This window comes from Jejuia sp. G7-7 (assembly GCF_055808955.1).
In genome coordinates this window covers 1,054,734-1,074,717 of the sequence record NZ_JBVVSZ010000001.1, presented here as the reverse complement: position 1 = coordinate 1,074,717, position 19,984 = coordinate 1,054,734, and the positions used below count along the sequence as shown (strand labels likewise).

7 protein-coding genes and 1 pseudogene are annotated in these 19,984 nt (G+C 33.0%); all 8 read right to left on the bottom strand.

Going from position 1 to position 19,984, the window contains the following annotated elements; all coding sequences use genetic code 11:
- Positions 1-57: 57 nt before the first annotated feature.
- Positions 58-2,060: pseudogene (gene uvrB, locus AC0L5U_RS05220) on the bottom strand (excinuclease ABC subunit UvrB).
- 24 nt (positions 2,061-2,084) lie between these two features.
- Positions 2,085-7,829 (bottom strand): T9SS type B sorting domain-containing protein, encoded by a 5,745-nt coding sequence (locus AC0L5U_RS05215; RefSeq protein ID WP_473415035.1) that lies wholly within the window; start codon positions 7,827-7,829, stop codon positions 2,085-2,087.
- A gap of 153 nt (positions 7,830-7,982) precedes the next feature.
- On the bottom strand, positions 7,983-12,890 hold the full coding sequence (locus tag AC0L5U_RS05210; RefSeq protein ID WP_473415034.1) for a choice-of-anchor L domain-containing protein: 4,908 nt from the start codon (positions 12,888-12,890) through the stop codon (positions 7,983-7,985).
- Positions 12,891-13,007: 117 nt separating this feature from the next.
- Positions 13,008-15,467 carry a T9SS type B sorting domain-containing protein gene (locus tag AC0L5U_RS05205; protein ID WP_473415032.1) on the bottom strand — a complete coding sequence of 820 codons (2,460 nt, stop codon included), beginning with the start codon at positions 15,465-15,467 and terminating at the stop codon, positions 13,008-13,010.
- Positions 15,468-15,471: 4 nt separating this feature from the next.
- Complete coding sequence (locus AC0L5U_RS05200) at positions 15,472-16,551, bottom strand: T9SS type B sorting domain-containing protein (RefSeq protein WP_473415030.1); 1,080 nt, start codon at positions 16,549-16,551, stop codon at positions 15,472-15,474.
- Between the two features lie 470 nt (positions 16,552-17,021).
- Entirely contained in the window at positions 17,022-18,191 is a 1,170-nt protein-coding gene (locus AC0L5U_RS05195; RefSeq protein WP_473415027.1) for a hypothetical protein, read from the bottom strand.
- Between the two features lie 28 nt (positions 18,192-18,219).
- Positions 18,220-19,044 (bottom strand): ABC transporter permease, encoded by an 825-nt coding sequence (locus tag AC0L5U_RS05190; protein ID WP_473415025.1) that lies wholly within the window; start codon positions 19,042-19,044, stop codon positions 18,220-18,222.
- A 13-nt stretch (positions 19,045-19,057) separates the two neighbouring features.
- A complete protein-coding gene (locus tag AC0L5U_RS05185) occupies positions 19,058-19,954 on the bottom strand; it encodes an ABC transporter ATP-binding protein (protein WP_473415024.1) in 897 nt (298 codons plus the stop codon).
- Positions 19,955-19,984 lie beyond the last annotated feature (30 nt).

Sequence of the window (19,984 nt, the reverse complement as noted above, 5' to 3'; positions counted from 1 at the left end):
TTTTTTTGACAACTGGAAAGTTGTTAATCGGCTATATTTTTTGAAAAGCTAAAAGTTCTAAACTTTTAGCTTTTCTAATTTATCTTGGTAAGATTTGATATCGTCCCTCAACTGTGCAGCAATTATAAAATCTAATGCTTTTGCAGCTTCTTCCATAAGCTTACGCTTTTCGCGAATTTTATTTTCTAATTCAGGTTTACTTAAATATTCACTTTCAGGTTCTGCAGCTCGTGCAGCTTCTAGTTCGTAACTATATGTGCTGACTGAATTTTTTGAAAGTACATTATCTAAACTTTTATTGAGAGCTCTTGGTGTAATGTTATGTTCTGTATTATAGGCAATTTGTTTTTCGCGTCTGTATTCCGTTTCATCAATCGTTTTTTGCATGCTTTTAGTAACCTTATCAGCATACATTATAGCTTTACCATTTAAGTGTCTTGCTGCTCTTCCAACAGTTTGTGTTAATGAACGCGTAGAACGTAAAAACCCTCTTTATCAGCATCTAAAATAGCAACTAGAGAAACTTCTGGTAAATCTAAACCTTCACGTAATAAATTGACACCTACTAAAACGTCAAATAGTCCTTTTCTTAAATCTTGCATTATTTCTACACGCTCTAAGGTGTCAACATCACTATGAATATAACGACATCTAATTTGAATTCTATCTAGATATTTCGTCAACTCTTCAGCCATACGTTTGGTAAGTGTGGTCACTAATGTGCGTTCGTCTTTTTCAATACGTTGCTGAATTTCTTCAATTAAATCATCAATTTGATTTAAACTTGGGCGCACTTCTATAATAGGGTCTAATAATCCAGTAGGTCTAATAACTTGTTCGATGTAAACACCATTTGTTTTTTGTAATTCGTAATCGGCAGGAGTGGCACTTACATAAATTATTTGATTCTGAATGGCTTCAAATTCTTCGAATTTCAATGGTCTATTATCCATCGCAGCTGGAAGCCTAAAACCATATTCTACCAAATTTTCTTTTCTGCTTCGGTCTCCTCCATACATGGCGTGCACTTGTGAAATAGTTACATGACTTTCATCTACAATCATTAAATAATCGTCAGGAAAATAATCTAATAAACAGAATGGACGTGTTCCAGGAAGCCTGCGGTCCAAATAACGTGAGTAGTTTTCAATACCAGAGCAATAGCCTAATTCACGTATCATTTCTAAGTCAAATTCAGTACGTTCTTTCAAGCGTTTTGCTTCTAAGTGTTTACCTATTTCTTTGAAATAATCGTGTTGCTTCACTAAATCATCTTGAATTTCTTTAATAGCACCTTGAAGCACATCTGGTGAAGTCACAAACATGTTTGCTGGATAAATAGTGAGTTGGTCATATTTTTCAACTACTTGATTGGTTTGAATATTAAAAGATTCAATATCTTCTATTTCATCTCCAAAAAAGTGAATTCTGAAAGCATCATCAGCATAACTCGGGAAAACATCAACAGTATCTCCTTTTATTCTAAAATTACCATGTCTAAAATCTGCTTCAGTTCTTGAATATAAACTTTGAACTAATTGATGTAGTAATTGTGTTCTCGAAATCTCTTGATCTCGCTTTAAAGTAATGACGTTTTTTTGAAACTCTATTGGGTTTCCAATACCATATATACAAGAGACGGAAGCAACAACCAAAACATCTCTACGCCCAGAAAGTAAAGATGAAGTTGCACTTAAACGCATTTTTTCAATCTCCTCATTTATAGATAAATCCTTTTCTATATACACTCCTGATACAGGAATATAAGCTTCCGGTTGATAATAGTCGTAATAAGATACAAAATATTCAACTGCATTATTGGGAAAAAACTGTTTAAATTCAGAATATAATTGTGCTGCTAAGGTCTTATTGTGAGCTAAAACTAGTGTAGGTCGTTGTACTTCCTCAATAACATTAGCAACGGTAAACGTTTTACCAGAACCAGTTACACCAAGTAGAGTTTGATATTTTTCTCCTGAGGAGATACCATCCGAAAGTTTATTAATAGCTTGTGGTTGATCTCCAGTAGGTTTAAATTCAGATTCAATTTTAAATTGCATCTTACAAAACTACAAAAATAAGTGTTATCGTTTCAATGTAAAGTGCCCCATAAACGTTCTACCATCTTCTAGAAAAACTTTAAACCAATAATCATCTGTTGGCATTAATGAACCATTTAAAGTACCATCCCAACCATTGGATGAGGTTGCAATTTGTTTTAACAATTTTCCATATCGATCATAAATATGAATAGTACTGTTTGCTTGATTATTTTCGTCAACTCCTTTTATTTGCCAGACATCATTAAAACCATCTCCATTGGGCGTAAAAAATCTTATATAGCCTATTACTGAGATTTCTAAAGTGGATACACCACAAATTTCATCTCTAACATATATGGTGTAGAAACCAGGCTTAACATTATTAAAGAATGGTTCGTCTTGGTAGGTAATAAAATTGGAATCTTTTTCAACTAAAGCATAATCATAATCTCCCATACCGAGATTAGTTGGGTCTATGGTTACAGAATTATTCTCTGTTAAATCTACAATGGTAACATCTTCAAGAGTTATAGTTGCTATTTCTGAGGCATCTACAAAAATTTCTCTTGATCGAAAACAACTTGTACCATCAGTTTTTGTTAATGTTATGGTGTAAGTTCCAGGATTTGAAACATCGATAGTCCTTGTATTTGCAAGAAATTGATTTGTAGTAGTTCCATCTAAACTAGTCCATAACCATTCATAATCAAACGTTTCATTAGTAGCTTCAAATGGCTCTAAATTGATGCTGAATGTTGGGTTTGAAGAACAGACAAGTCTTGGAGTGTCTACTGTAAACTCAGGTAACGGGTTAACAATTAAATCTATACTAGTACTCGCAGAACATGAAGGATTGTTGGGATTTATAACCTCTACAAATATAGTTTGATTTTTTGAAGCTAATATAGGAGGTAATACAGGGCTGTCTGTAATAACATCTCCAGTATTGTCAATGTAATCATAAAATATTAGCATTCCTGTTTGCGTTCCTAATATAGTATTTGTAAAATTAGAAGTATCAAATTCATAAAAACCATCATCATCTATATCGCCTAGAGCACCATCACAAACAATTTGTGGAGCAATAGGGTTTATTATAGGTTGTTCGTCTACAACAAATGCTAATGAAGTTTCATCATAACAAGGGCCATCAGGATCTTGTGTGTTGTTATTGGTTACTCTTATTGTAATAGTTTGATTATCAGATAAAAATATATTTTGAATTGGACTTGTAACCATTGAGCCATCTGTATATTGCAATGCGGAACCAGTAGCATCAAAATAAGTAATAGTTACATTAGTTGGATTTTGTCCATTTAAAATGTCCGATTCTAACTGTGATGTATCAAACGGGTAAGTTAAAACAGCATCGCTCAAGTCAGAATCACATTGTCTTTGTATAGTTACAGGATTTGCAACTGGCAGTGCTTCAACATTTAATAAATTTTGAAATTCTTCAAGCCCCAAACAATCGTTGCCTAAATCACTCTTGACTCTTACCCAAATACTTTGAATATTTGGAGAATTTGTGTTTTCATGGTTTGCAATATTTAGTATTTCATTGGTTTCTAACTCGGCATCAGTTTGGCTTTCATAAAAATGGACTGTGACATTTATTGTTGGAAAAATATTATTGGATATTTCATCTCTAATATCTGTCATGTCAAATGTTGCAATCCCATCACGAACATCTGTACCATCGTCACATTGAAATTTCGCTGTAGGGTTGTAAGTTGCTAATGCTGCACTACTAGGGTTAACTTCTAAAGTTATTGGAACAACTCTAAAACATGTATTAGGATTTTCAACACGAATCCAAACAGTTTCTGCAACAAAACCTAAAGCGTCTTGGTACATATCTGGATTTGTAATAGCGTTTGTAGCGCTTAGAGCTTCAGTTTGGGTTTCATAATATGTAAACGTTAAAACTTCGGCGATGTAGTTTGTGTTAATCTCTTCTTTTATAGTATCTAAAGTTAAATTGAATAACGCTTGACCATCATTTGAATCGTCATCACATTGTGCATAAGTGTCAGGATTATTAGCTTGTGGTAACTCAAAAACTTCAATTTCAAATGATGTATCTGTGAAACAATCTGTGAATAAATTATTTGTAACTCTAACGTAAATTGTTTGTGTTCCAGAAACCGAATTATTAAAAGCCTCTGGATTAGGAATTTGGCTTGTATAACCAATATCAGTAAAATAGGTTAAATTAAAATCTGAAGGAGATTGTCCATTTAGAATTTCTATTTCTTTAATTGTTAAATCAAAAGTTATAAAACCGTCTGTATCTGTTCCCACGGAAGTGTTATCACATTCTTGCAATCTGCTCATTGTCGTAGCATTTGTCGGAACAGCACTATCATATACTTCTAAGTCAAAACTAGAGGTTGCATAACATGATGTATTTGCATCGTTTTCTACTCTTGCAAAAATTGTAGTATTTCCGCTTTCAAAAGGGCTTGTGATTGCATTGAGGTTATCATCTGCATCAGCTTGGGTAGGGTGGTAGGTAATCGTCATTCCTGCTTGAGTACTGATAGAGTTGTCTTGAGAAGTTAAATCAAAAGGCATTGTGCCATTATTGTCATCATCACATAAACGTATTACTGGAGCTGTATTAGCTAATGGTAAAAGAATAACAGTTAAATCTATTTCATCAGAATAAAACCCACAAGTATTACCGCTTCTATCTAACCTTAGTCTATATTGATTATCATTAAAAGTTAGTGGTACATTACTAATTGTAAGTACATCAGTTAATGTACCTGAATAGGTAGCATCATTTATAATTGGTGTCCAGTTTACACCGTCAGTACTCAACTCCCATTGATAAGTTTCTGCTTCAGGAGAAACGACCGAAATTAAAGCATTTGATAATTCACAAATTTCAGTATCTATTGGTTGTGTAGTAATTGTAATTGGAGCAGTATCCAAATAATCAGCATTTGGTAATGTGTATCCATCTGTGGCATTTGTAACTAAGCCTTGTCCATTAATAGTATCTGGAGTTGTATCAACAACTACAATGCTATCTCCTAGATAATCATCTCCGTTTCCATCAGAAAACCCAGCTTCTATAACATCGCTACAACTATCGCCATCACTATCTTCATCTGTATAGCTAAATATTGTATCGTTATCAAAATCGTTAAGAGTATAGCCTATGAAATTACTATCGGGAGCAGTTTCAGCTTCATCTGCCCACCCATTTGAACCTAAGTTGTTTTCTACAATTCCATTTAAATCTGTATCAGATAAGGTGCCTAAAATTCCTGTTTCAATTAAATCTGTAATACCATCGTTATCACTATCGAGGTCATAGAAATCTAATACGGTATCTGCATCGGTATCTATTGGTAAGAGAGAGGCGTCATAGGCATCATCAAGTCCGTTTGCATCAACATCGTTTCCTGATAAAGGAATTAATGTACCTTGATTTTCTATAAAGTCAGGAATGCCGTCATTATCACTATCCAAATCAAAAGCGTCTTTTATGCCATCAAAATCGTTATCTTTTTTAAAGCAGGTTAGCGAAATAATAGCATTAATTCCAGATGTGGTAGCAACATCTTCAGATTTATGATAGAAGATAAACCCATCAACTTGGTTTGCAAAAAATTGATAAGGATTACTTCCTGTGGCGGAAGCATTGATTCTAAAATGTATTTCTGAACCAGAAATTTGCGTTACACCAGTTTCAAAAATACCATCAAAATTAGAGTCTATTAATAGTCTATCATCAGGATCGACTAAGGTGATATTTTTGCTAGCAGGTAAAACACTAACAATAAAAAATTCATCATCTAACCCAGTATCAGCAATTGATAGGTCTTCAGAAAACTTAACATTTACAGATTCAGTAAAAGATAATTCATAGGTGTTTTCTCCATTTGCAGTAGCATCTATAGTGCTTTCAATAAGTCCTGTTCCAGTTAGTCTAATAGAACTATTTCCTGCATCAGAACGATTTATTATTATATTGTCAGATGCTATAGATGTATCAACTGTTCCATCTTGAAATCTTAGCCTTGGAGGCCTTGTTTCTGATAGGTCCATAACAACATCTCCTCTAGATTCTGTACAATTAAGAATACCATCATTATCATTATCGATATCTAAATTGTCAATAATACCATCGTTATCTCTATCATCTGGACATATGCTTACAGGTACTTCTGCAGATTCAAGCCGCTCCAAAGTACAGGTAATAATTCCTATTAACCTGTATTTGCCAGGAATTGTTGGTGTAATTGAAGTTGTGGTAAGCATTAAGTCTTGAAAACCAGAACCCGAACCATCATCAAATTGCCATTCAAAACTATCGAAATTTTGAGTATTTGCTGCTTCTAGTGTGATGTTAGGAATACAATTTCCTAAGGTCGCAAATTGAGCATCGAAATTAATTTCTGGAGGGGAAGGAAAACCAGAATAAAAACTTCCTGATGTTGCAGCTCCATTTACATTAAAATATGCAACATACAATTCATCATCCCCTTGAACAGAAACGTTTCCATTTAGTCCTGTAATTTTATATGTGATGTAATCTGTTTTTCCATTAACAATACTAGGCCCTACGGTAGAAAAGTTAGTTAAAGGTTGATTATTTACTGTTACGGTGGCTCCAGCTTTAGTGACTATAGATAAGCCACCAGCGTATTGCGTGTTACCAATATCATCTATATTAGCTATATTATCAATATTACCTCTGGTTTCGCAACTTAGCGGAGGTACGAAAAACATACCTTGATTTGCTTCAGAATTAGAGCCCACACCTTGGTAAGCAAAAACCTGTTCAGATGTTTCAATGTACATATTTCCAGCAGCATTAAACTGATTGCCTTCAATTAAATAATACTCTCCAGCATTTATTGTAGCAATTGGAGCGTTTCCATTAATTCTTATTATAGTATTATTAAAGTGAGCAACTAATAATACATTTTCCCAATCGTTGTTACCGCCTCCTTTAACAAAAATATATTCATTTCCAATTTTTGATAATCCAGCTATTTGGTCTATACCATAGTCTCTACCATTGCCATTATCAAAACTACCATTTGCGGAGCCACAATTAACAACAATAGGTTTATCAGATGTTACAAGACACCCAATTAAACCGTCTCTGTTAATAGTACTATCAAGACTATTGGTTGCAATTGTGTAACTTTCACCTTCATTTAAAGTAACATTTATTGGTGTAGTTCCAGTATAATTTTTTATGATAAGTCCTGCTGGTAAATTACTAAAATTTACCTGAGTATTATCTTCTGTAGCCATAACGGATACAAAATTAAGGTAATTATTCTGTGGGTTTTCATTTGTATAGCTGCCAACTCTAAAAGTTGTACCTAAAGCAGATGCTCCTTTACTAACTAAAGCTCCAGCTTGCGCTCCTCCTCCAGCATTCATTCTAACGGAAACATAAACAGGTGCTTCAGCTTCAATAATATAACCTCTATTATTTGCTACAACGCTTGTTTGAGGTGATGGAATAAATAATTGTCCATTTCCCGTGCCGATATTAATTTCTTCTGGAGCAGCGTTAGAAACCGTGCCAGTAATGTAATTAGCCATAGGTTGTCCTACAGGAATTATTGTATATGGTACGTTGCCATTGTTGGGTGTGGATAAATATATGTATTGATCCTCAGGATTTGCGTTTCCAAATTCTGCACTTGTTAAAGGTGGAATAAAGTGTTTTTTACTTAATTGAGAAAATCCTTTGTAACTGAAAAGAACAAGTAAAATTAATAGTACTTTTTTAAACGGATGGCTATTAAACATTTAATATAAGGAGCATTAATACATTAGTAATTTACTAAAGTAAAAGATTTTTAATCTTTTTGACTTAAATAAACGTCTAAGGTTTAATTTTTAGTGTTAAAAAAACAGTTTTTATGATCCTTTGTGTAAAAAAGTTACGAAAAGTTTAAGAATTTAACGTTTTAAAGCAAAGTGACCTCTAATGTTGAACGATTCTCCGTTTTGAATAATATCTGCAGAAAACCAATAATCATCTGCAGGCATATTTTGACCGTTAAATGTGCCATCCCAACCAGGAGAAGTGTGAGGTAGCATTTTTAACAACTTACCGTGTCTATTATAAATGTAAATTAAAGTTCCTGGCAATTGTTCTATACCAACTATATGCCAAGTATCAAAACTATTATCTCCGTTTGGTGTGACAAATTTTGGAATGTCAATAACAAAAACTTCTGTTGAAATGGGTTCGCATCCATTTAAATCTTCAATTGTAACTGTATGTGGGCCAATAGTTACATTTTCAAAAATGTTTGACGTTTTCGGTTCACCACCATCTAATGAAAATACATAATTCCCAATGCCGCTAACATTAACTGTAATTCTATTAGGGTCTGTGAAATCTGCTGTTGTTGATACGATGTTTGTAGCTTTTTCAGATTCAATTACAGTTATGGTTTTTGCATTAACACAATTATCAGCATTAGCGTGTTGAGTTGTTATGGTTACAGTATATTCTCCTATTTGTGAAGCATTATTGACTACGATAGATGGAGAGGTTGAATTATTAACTCCCGGATTTAATGTGGTGGACCATAGGTAACTATCATTTGGATTACCTGTACTGGCATCAATAATAAGTGGTAAATCATCTAAACATAACGTTACAGATTCAGCAATAGGAATAATTGGTAAAGGGTTGATAATGGTTGTAAATTGAGTTGTATCAAAGCATCCAGTAGTATTGTTTTCTATTCGTACAAATATTATTTCCCCATCTACAGATTCATGCATGGGGTTTATTTGATCTGTTTCTGCTTCTGCATTAGTTAATGTGTTATAATAAGTAATAGTATAATCACTTGAAGCTTGCACTCCTAAAATATCACTATTTACTTCAGTTAAATCAAAAATTAAAAGGCCATCTAAATCATCATCACACTTAATTAAATCCTGAGGTGTGTTTGCAACTGGATTAGGGTTAATTTGTAAAGTGAAATTACTCAATGCTATACAGTTATTAGCAGTACTTTCAATGCGAGTATGTATTACATGGCTGGTAGATGTGTATGTAAAGTTGCTACTGAGAGCACCTGTGTTATTTTGTGCATTTATTGCGCTATCATAATAATTAATTATAACTGTACTTGTATCATCAACTAACATATTATCTACTGTAGATAAATCGAAAGTATTTGTGTTATTGTCACAAATTTGTAGTGTACTACTAAAATTAACTACAGGTATTGGCATGACCTCAAGTTCTAAAGGGATAGCGGTGTAGCATGTGGTTTGATTATTCCTTACTTTAATAAAGACAGTTTTCGAGCTAGAAATATAAGTATTAGGATTAGGTATGGCTAAGGCATCATTCTCAACATCTGCAATATTTTCAAAATAGTTGATGGTTATATCTGTTTGGAATCTATCAAAATTTTCATATACAGCATCATCTAGGTTAAATTCAGTCATACCATCATAATCTTCATCACAAAGAGAAAGTACTTCAGCATCAGAAAGATCAGGAGAGGCTACAACGTTTATACCAAAATCTTCAAATAAAATACAAGAAGAGTCTAGATTTTCTATTCTAACATATATTGTTTCTGGATTAAGTGTATTTGTGTATTGTAAAGGGAGAGGGTCTATATTATCCAGAGCATTCTGTTCGCTAGCGAAGAAAAGAACATCTAAATTAGTAGTGGAGCCTTGAGAAATTTCGTTGATTTTTCTATTAAAATCAAAAATCCCTATACCGTCATTTGAGGCATCATCACAAATTAAGAACGAACCGGGAGTATTATAAGAAGGATTTGCTCCAACTTCTATAAAAAATGAAGCTATTGCGCTACAATCTGGATCAGTTATATTTTCTACTCTTACATGAATAGTTTGTGGGCTTGATGTATTTATGTATGGTGTGTTTTTATCAATAGGAATTGTTAGTGCAGCATCTTCAAAGTAAAATACTTCTTTTTCTGTTTGTCCGTTTAAAATTGATTCATCCCAATCGGAAAATAAAAACTCTGCCATTTCATCATCATCATCTTCACATATTTGAAAATTGTCAATTGAAGTAATTTGAGGTAAAGTATTCACAAAAATTTCAAGAGTTGCTATGGCATAACATTCAGATGTAATACTCTCAACACGAATAAAAATATCTTGTGTGCCAGTTTCGAAACTTGTAGGAGTATCTATTGAGTTAGTGTTATTATTGGCATCATCTAGTGTTGTATGATAACTAATAATCAAACCTGTTCTGTTAGCTACAATATTCTCGCTATCAAATCTATCTTCTAAATCTAAAATACTTAAACCATCTTGATCTGTATCGCAAATTAACCAAGGGTCTGGATTAGTTATGGCAGGGGCTGGAACAACTGAAATTTCAAAAGGGTTAACGGTAAAACAACCAGTACCTTCATTTTCTACTCTTGCAAAAACAGTTTCTGTTGGCTGTGAGTTCGCATAAAATGGTGGTAGAGGGTTGAAATTAGTTTCAGCATCGGTTTGAGAGCCAAAATAAGACACTATAAAGTCTGTATTTCCACCAGTAATTAAATCATCAAAAGAAGCTAAATCTATACTTACTACACCATCATCGTCATCATCACAATATTCAACAGGATCAATAGGAGTAAATACTAGAACAGGGTTAACTATTAAATTTATTTCGGTTATCTCGCTACAAGAACCACTTTCTACTTGAATGAAAAGTGTAGTGGGGTTTGATGCTGAATAGAATACGTTTTTATCAATTGGATTGTTACTATTAAATTCTGTTTCAGACTCAAAAAAAGTGACTTTATATTCAGAAGGAATATCTCCATTTTCATCAGCAAAATTTGAAAGTATGAATCTTTCAACTGTAAAAAGATCAAAATTTATAATACCATCATTACTTGGGTCGTCACAAAGTGCAAAATCGCCTGTATCTGTTCCTGTTAATAATAAATTTGTATGAATTTGTAAGGGTACTATTGATGCACATCCCGTAACATTATCTTCTACTCTTACAAAAATTGTTTGAACATCTGGTGTAATGTTTTGATAGTTAGTTTCATTGGCTATCGCATTAATATTATCTTCAGCATCTGTTAAGTTTTCATGAAATGTTGTTGTAGCTCCAGTTAATCCTTCTAAAATATCACTTATAGCTTGGGTTAAATCAAAATTATCTGTACCGTCATGATCTGCATCACAGCCGTCTAATGGAATTGGTTCTCTATTAACAACTGGGCCATTTGTAACATCTATTGTAAGGCTTGAGTTATTATAACATCCAGTAGCAGAGTTTACAACCCTTACATAAATAGTTTCTGTTGGGGTGTTTGTATTTACATAATTTTCAGGATCAGGTATTGGGTTATTACCTGTTGTAGTGTCTAAACTATTGTAATGATATGATACTACTAATCCTGATTGGCTGTTAGTAATCTCATTGTCTTTTTCTCTTAAATTAATTGCTGTAATACCATCACTTGGGTTATTATCACTATCACAAACAGGTAGATTTGTTGGGTCAACTATATTAGGAATTGGGTTCACCACCAAATTGAATGTTGAGTAAGCAATACATCCAGAATCCATATCATCAATTCGAATAAAAATAGGTTGGGTTAGTGATGAATTTTGAATAGGTGTTGTAATAGGATCGATATCGTTTCTCGCATCAGAATCAGTTAAATGATAAGAATAATCAGGATTTGCAAAAGTAATAATGCCCAGTAATTCTGTGTCTTTTGAAGAAAGATCAAAAGTTTCTATTTCATTTCCACTTAAATCATCACATAGCATATAATCACTTAAAGGATCCAGAGTTAATTCGTTTGATATATTAACTACAATTTCATCTTCTTCAATACAATTAGAACTATTAAGTTGATTTGTTATTTCAACTCTATAAGTTCCGCTTTGTGTTACATCCAAAATTGGGTTTGTTTGTCCAGGAATAGGTGTTGGGCTTCCATTAAAAAACCATTCGTAGGTGGAAGTTGGGTTTCCAATATCTGCATTAAGCGGTACAGATTGTGCACAGGTCTCTATATCATCTCCTAAATCAAGAATTTTAAAACTATTACCTTCAATAAAAACAGCAGAGTCTAGCGTTTCATCAAATCCGTCAGCAATAACCAATTTTATATGGTATTGTACATAAGGTGTAATAGATGCTGAAGCTGTAAATATTTCGGTTCTACCGTTATAGTTTGTATCTCCAATATTATACCCATCAAAGTATTGTTCGTTTTGAGCTGCACATACACCAACAATTTCATCATGAACTGTATTTGTATTTACAGGTGTGGCTGTACCTGGTACAACTGCTATGTTTTGATATGGAAGCGCACTTCCAACTTCTCTAATCAAAAAAGCAAAGCCATCAGAAACATTACACGGATTGATTCCTGAATATTCTTCTGAAGCTAAAAGGTAGTTGAATTGAACTTGATTAGATATTGAAACAAAATCGAATTCGATTGAAGTTGCATTTGATGTATTTGTGATGCCTAAAGCTGTTTCTAAATCTGGATCAGTTCCCCAGGTTGTAGCACCTTCACTAAGAGGAGTAGTTGTAAGGTTGTTTCCACCAGACTCTGCGGCACCAGTTGTTAACATAATACCATTTTCGAATGGAAAGTTTGAAGTTCCTCTATTAAACTCAGCATAACTTCTAAAACCAGTTGCGTTACCGTTTATAGTAGAAATAATATTAGATACTTCAACACAACCATCTACTAAATTATCTTCAATAAGTTCTCTAATAGTAACATTTCCATTAACAGAAATTTGTTGAGAGTGTACAGCATGGCAGCAACACACGAGGGTTGCAATAAAAATGCAAAAATGTAGGGCTTTCTTCAATTTTATATATTTGGGAAAATGACACTATTCAAAGGTTCATTTTGGGTTCGAATGTAAATATATTTTGGATGAAATGCAAAAATATCGGACAAAATACATTTAATTAAGTTTTTAGGTTTATAATTTAAGTGTGAAATGGTTATTAATTACTCTGCCATCTTGCAGCTTTACAGAAAACCAATAGTCATCAGATGGCAGTTTTTGTCCGTTAAGCAAACCATCCCATCCATCTCCTAATGGGTTTAATTCTTTCATGAGTTTACCATATCTGTTATAAATTTTAATTTTAGTATTTGGTTGAAACATGCTAGAAATACCATAAACTTGCCATGTATCATTATTTCCATCATTATTTGGAGTAAAAAATTTAGGGAAACCAATTACTGACACAATATCATTAACCGTTCCACAATTATTTTTAATATCTCTAGCAGCAATGGTATATATGCCTGGTTTTATGTTTTCAAATACATTACTATCTTGAAAATCTATGTAAATAGAATTGTCTTGATTAAGTAGACTATACTGATAGATACCATCTCCAGAAACGTTAACTGTTATTATATTATTTTGAGATGCATCTATAACGTTTATAGTTTCAAAGATTGCTGTGTTTGAAGGGTTTACAGTTACTATTCTGTCTTTTGAGCATCCTGTATTTAAATTGGTTACTGTAACCTTATAGTTACCTTCTGTATTAATTTGTATGATATAAGTTTGTTCGCCATTATCCCAATTAAACGAATAATCTGCGAAATTAGTATTATTTAAACCAGCATTGATAGGTATTGTACTAGGAAAAAAATTGGTGCAATAATAGGTCAATTCTTCTACTGATATATTTGGTAATTCATTTACTATAAGTGTAACTTCACTTATGCCATAGCAATTATTATCATTTTCTACCCTTGCATATAAAACTTGAGAGTATGCAGTTTCGTTTGTATAATTAGCATTCAGTACATTTTGTTCTAGTAAAGCGTCCTCATAAGTTTTATAATAAGCAATGTTTAATCCAGTAGGTAAGCCATTTGTAATGGCTATATCTGCATTAGATAAATTAAATATATGTAAACCATCTTCTGTGCCATCATCGTCACATTCGGTGAGTATCGTATCAGAAGCATCAGTTAGGCTAACGCTTAAGGTTAATTCGGCATTGTTTTTACAAGTTGTGTTGCCATTAATTATTTCAACATAAATAGTTTGAGGATTACTAGTGTTTTTATAATTGTTTGGTTGTATTATTTCTAATGTTCTTGCTGAATCAGAATAAAATTTTGTAGTAAGACTTGCTAATCCAGCAGTTAAAGCATCATTTGCTTCTGTTAGGTTAAATAGTGTAATGCCATCTGTAGTACCATCTTCATCACATTGCAAAATAGTATGATCTATACTATCCGGGAGCGGATTTACTATTAAAGTTAATGGTGTTACACTTTTACAATCTAGATTAATAGCATCTTCAATCCTTACAAAGATGTCTTCTGTAAATTCAGTATTATTATAGTATGAATCTGGCAATTGAGTTCCAGGAGTATTAAATTCTGCTCCAGTAGCTGTATTATGATAGGAAATATTATAGTCTGCCATATTTTGTCCGCTTAAAATTTCAGAATTTTTACTTGACAAAGTAAAAACAGTTCTACCATTTGTATTATCTCCATCATCTAAGTTATCACACAATATGTAATCTGAGGGTTCTGTAAAAGGTGGTCCAATATTTACATTAAGATTAAATTTAGATAACTCGAAACATCCAGTAATAGTATTAGTTATTCTAGTATGGATGGTTTGAGGATTTGAGGTGTTTATAAAAGGGCTTTTGATTGGATTAGAACCTATATTTGCATCACTCTCAGAGGCATGATACGTTATAGAGACATCAGCTTGAGAACCTTTTATAGCATTAGTATTTGTTTCTAGATTAAATTGTGTAAAACCATCATCAAAGGGGGCAGTAACATCACAATCTTCCAAATTTAAAGGTGTCCCCGCGGTTGTAGCTTCGTTTGTGGGTGGTGAGGAGAATGTGGCAGTCCCAGTCCATTCCAAAGAAAATGCACTTTGTCCAATAGGTCTGTCAATTACTATAAAATAGGTTTCTCCAGCTTGTGCATCAATCCATCTTACAAAGCTATTGCCATCTGCTCCTGGGCCTTCAGCAATATCAGTAGAAACACCATTCATACCAGTAAAATTGCTTGATAAACCTGCATTTGATGGATTTGTTGTAGAGCATCTAATTGCTTGGCCTATAGCACTACATGATACATTAGGACCAAACACAAAAAAATCATAATCTTCATTTATATCAGTACTTGCAGGTTTTAATGTAAAACCTAGTGTTCCTGTAGTAACTGTTGTAACTTTTAACCAAACACTATTGTTTTCTTGACTAAAGCATGTGTTGCTACCAGATAACTCTTGAGTCCCTGCACCATTAACATCAAGGTTGATTTGAGAATTACCACACGCAATTACAGCATCTATACAATCTGTAGGCACTTGGGCGTTAACAAAATTGAAAAGTAAAATGATATTTACTAGAAGTATTGATTTTAAATTTGATATCAAAAAGTTAATATTTTAATGTAAAATGATTTTTATAAATTCTTCCGTCTTGTAATTTTACAGCAAACCAGTAATCATCAGAAGGAAGTTTTTGTCCTTCAAAAAGGCCATCCCAACCTGCAGAAAGTGGACTTAACTCTTTTATGAGTTTACCATATCTATTATAAATTTTTATTTTGGTATTTGGTTGAGATTCTTTTGAAACTCCATATACTTGCCAAGTGTCATTTTTTCCATCATTATTTGGTGTGAAAAATTTTGGAAAGCCAATAACTGCAACATTATCTTCTATGGTACCACAATCATTTTTAACATCCATTACGGCTACCAAATAAAAACCAGGTTTTATATTTTCGAAAAAATTACTAACCTGAAACGATGTAACTACGGTTTTATTACGATCCATTAATTGATATTGGTAAGTGCCATTACCCTCAGCAATAACCGTTATTGTATTATTTTGAGAGGCATCAGTTACCTCGAAAGTTTTTATGGTAGCATTACTTGAAGGCTCAACTGTGACGGTTCTAATTGTAGAACAACCTGATGCATTATTGGTAATTGTAACGGTGTAGCTACCAATCTTATTTATTGGTATTTGATACCCAGTATCTCCAGTAGACCAGTTATAAGTATAGTCAGAAAAACTTGTGTTATTAAGCCCGGCATCTATTGTAATAGTTTTAGGAAAAAAATTAGAGCAATAGTATACTAAATCACTAGTTTTAACATCGGGGGAGTCATCAACTGTGAGTGTGATTTCGCTTATGCCGTAACAGTTGTTTTTGTTTTCTACTCTAGCATAGATTATTTGTGAAAATGCTTTAGTATTAGTATAGGTGTCTCCTAAGTCATTTTTCTCTACTAGCGCATCTTCATAAGTTTCAAAATATGAAATATCTAGGCCTAGAGGTAGTCCATTTATTATAGCATCATTAGCTTCAGTTAATTTAAAAACATGAAAACCATCATTTGTACCATCTTCATCACAAACTGAAATTTCTGTGTCAAAAGAATCTGTGCCGCTTACTTCTAAAATTAGTTCGGTATTAGTAAAACAAGATGTATTAAGATTAATAACTTCCACATAAATAATCTGAGGATTTAAGGTGTTTAAAAAACTTTCAGGGTTGGTAATTTTAATAGTTCTTGCTGCGTCTAAATAAAACCTAGCACCTGAGGTTGCTACATTACCAGTTAAACCACTTTCAGCTTCTTTTAGGTTGAAGGTAGTGCGATTGTCTGCGACTCCGTCTTCATCACATTGATAAATAGTTTGCTGAAATGCACTTGGGTTGGGATTAAAAAATACAAAAGCTTGTCCTTCAATGGCACATTCTCCATTATTTGGATCAATATATACTTCATAATGGCCAGATTTATCTACCCTTAAGTCAAAATCAATATCAGCTAAAGGCGTGTCATCTAAAGTCCAAATATATGTAGCACCCGGAATATCAACAGACTCTAAAGTATAAGACCCATTCTCGCAAATATCAAGATTTATGGTGCTTTTTCCATTTTTTATAATATCTATTTGAGAGTTAAAAAACGATGCTATAAATGGTGGTAAACCTTGTGATGAAAGAGAGGGGAAAGGCTAATAGCATTATGGTTATATTCACATGAAGTTCCAATCTGATTTGGATTTTCTATCACTCCTAAAGTAGATAGTCCATCAATATAACTGGCACTTAAAGCTCTATAAATTTTTCCGTTAGGCCCTAATTGTAATGCACCCCTGTAGGATTGACGTTCGTCTAGTGTTATTTCTGTAGTTTGTAATAAATCTTCTCTTAAATCAAATTGCGTTAGTGTTGCGAAATGATTGGAAGGGTTCCTTGAGTTACTTTGGCTATCTGGATCAAAAAAATTGTTTGATGAATTAACATAAAGCAAACTGCTATTAGGAGAGAATTCAACACCATAAGGAAATATAGCATTATTGGCTCCATTTATATTTAAAGATCTTTCATTTGAAAGTTTTCCGGTGGATGATTCAAAATCATAAACAAACAAACCGCCAGTAACATGGGCAGAGGCTACTCTATTACCATCTGGGGAAAGCTTTAGATAGCCACGAGCATCGGATATTCCAGAACTAAAAGTAGTTTTAACTGCAGTTTTGTTAACACCATTGTTTGAAACTTCAAATGCGTGATATGTGTCATAGATACTAGAATCTCCATCTTCTGAGGCAAACGATAAAACCCAGATAGATCCATCCAAGCAGTCTTTTATAACTGCGGTTATTTTTTCTGAACAAAGACTTAAAAGATTAGTATTTTTTACTTTAACAGCACCTAAACCTCCATCAAGACTAATGTCTACCTCAGAATAGTTTAAACCAGTATTGTTACCGTCCAAAAAATTATCAACAGTAAAAACGTAAAAAATATCAGGATTTTCTGGTTTAGGAACTATAATAGCAGATTGCGAGCTCGATGAATCACCATTTAAGCCTGAACCATTACTCATAGCAATATGGTTTCTGTTCCAAATGGTAACGCCATCTGTATAGAATAATAAATTGCCATTATCATCTGATATACTAGCACAACCTTCTCTAGTGCTAAGTTGACCATCAATAGGTGTTGTAACAATGCTATTATCTAAATCAAATTTAAGACCAGCATTCTCACCAAAATACCAATTAGCGGCTTGTTTTTGGGCAGAAACACTAAGGGCTATTACCCATAGAATTATGAATATTGCAGTCTTTTTCATCTTTACATAGCAAATGCTATCAAAGATATTACAAATCTCGCTTTTTTAATAATCTATACGATAAAAAGATGAATAGGGCAGTCCAAGCTAAAACAATTCCTATTTCATGCCAATGTACGGCGTAATCATGTATAAACTCTTTATTGTCAGGAGCTTTTGAAGCGGCAATCCTCATAAAAGGCACATCTATTAGCTTATAAATTGATTTTAATGGAAAGAAATTTTGGATTTTTGTCGCTATTTCTTCAGTACTAATTTTCCATATAACACCATATAATATCCATTCAACAAGAAATAAAACGAATAGAAAAGCTAATGCAAAAGCAGACCTTTTTACCAACATACCTAGTAAAAGGCACAAGCTAAAGAAACCGATAAGTTTCACGAAATAAGCAAATAAAAACTCAGTTTCTCTAATGATTATTCCAAATTCATTATAGCTTGAATAGAATAAACCGATACATAAGCTCAAAATAAAGATGATTATTGTTGATACGAACGAGAAAAACACAATTGTGTAAAACTTTGAAAGGATAAACTCTTTTTTACTTAACCCGTCAATGAGGTTTTGCTTAATGGTTTTATTGCTGTATTCATTACCAATCATACTCACTACTACAATAGCAAAAAACAACTTGAAATGCGCAGCAAAGTAAGTGACTAAGTGCCAAATCATAGGGAAATTAAAAACACCCCATTCCCCTAATTCTATAGTAAAATAACCAAAAACAGGTATTTTAAATGATGAAATAAGTATGATGAAAAGTGGTAAAATAAATGATATAAAAATAAGTACTTTGCTTGTTTTGTTAAGCAGTAACTTTTGTAATTCTAAATTTAAAAGACGTAACATGTGTAGTAGTGGGTTATTGGTTGTCGGTTAGTTGTAAAAATTGTTCTTCAAGGCTTTCTTTACGCTGAACTAAATGTGTTAAAATGATTCCTTTTTCAAAAAGCTGTTTGTTGAAATCTTCAGATGCTAGTGGCTTATTTAAAAATGCTGTTACTAAATCTCCTTCAATTTTTGTTTTTCCAAATATTGGGTTGTCATTTAAGGCTTCTAGTAATAGTTTTTGATTATTACATTTTAATTCGAAAAAACCATGACTCGAAATCATTTCATCAACACGACCAGAATATAATTTTACACCTTTTCTTAAAACAACAACATGAGAGCATACTTTTTCAACTTCGTCTAATAAATGAGAGGCCAATAAAATAGTAGTACCTTGATTAGCAATATCTTTTATAATTTGTCTAATTTGATGAATACCTTGAGGATCTAAACCGTTTGTAGGTTCGTCTAAAATCAAAATTTCAGGATCGTTCAATAGAGCAGAAGCAATAGCTAAACGTTGTTTCATTCCTAAAGAAAAAGTTCTGAATTTACTATCCTTACGTTCTTGAAGTCCAACTATTCCAAGTTTCTCATCTATTTTACTGTAATCAACACCTTTAATTTTACATACTAATTTAAGGTTTTGCGTCGCCGTCATATAAGGGTAAAAATTTGGGCGTTCAATAATGGCACCTACTTTTTTAAGTGCATCATGTGTTGTGGTATTGCCGTCAAACCACTTAAAATCTCCAGCGGTTTTGTTTACAACGTTTAACACAATGCCTAGTGTTGTTGATTTTCCGCTACCATTAGGGCCTAAAATACCGTAAACATTACCTTTATTTATAGTAAACGTGAGGTCTTTTACAGCGGTTAAATAGCCGAATTTTTTAGTGAGATTGTTGATAGTTAAGATTGGTTCCAAACGCAAATATTTTAGACTGAAATAATTCAG

Excerpts from the sequence above, each read along its gene's own strand:
- AC0L5U_RS05215 (WP_473415035.1), bottom strand. The coding sequence starts at position 7,829 with ATGTTTAATAGCCATCCGTTTAAAAAAGTACTATTAATTTTACTTGTT.
- AC0L5U_RS05195 (WP_473415027.1), bottom strand. The coding sequence starts at position 18,191 with ATGAAAAAGACTGCAATATTCATAATTCTATGGGTAATAGCCCTTAGT.
- AC0L5U_RS05190 (WP_473415025.1), bottom strand. The coding sequence starts at position 19,044 with ATGTTACGTCTTTTAAATTTAGAATTACAAAAGTTACTGCTTAACAAA.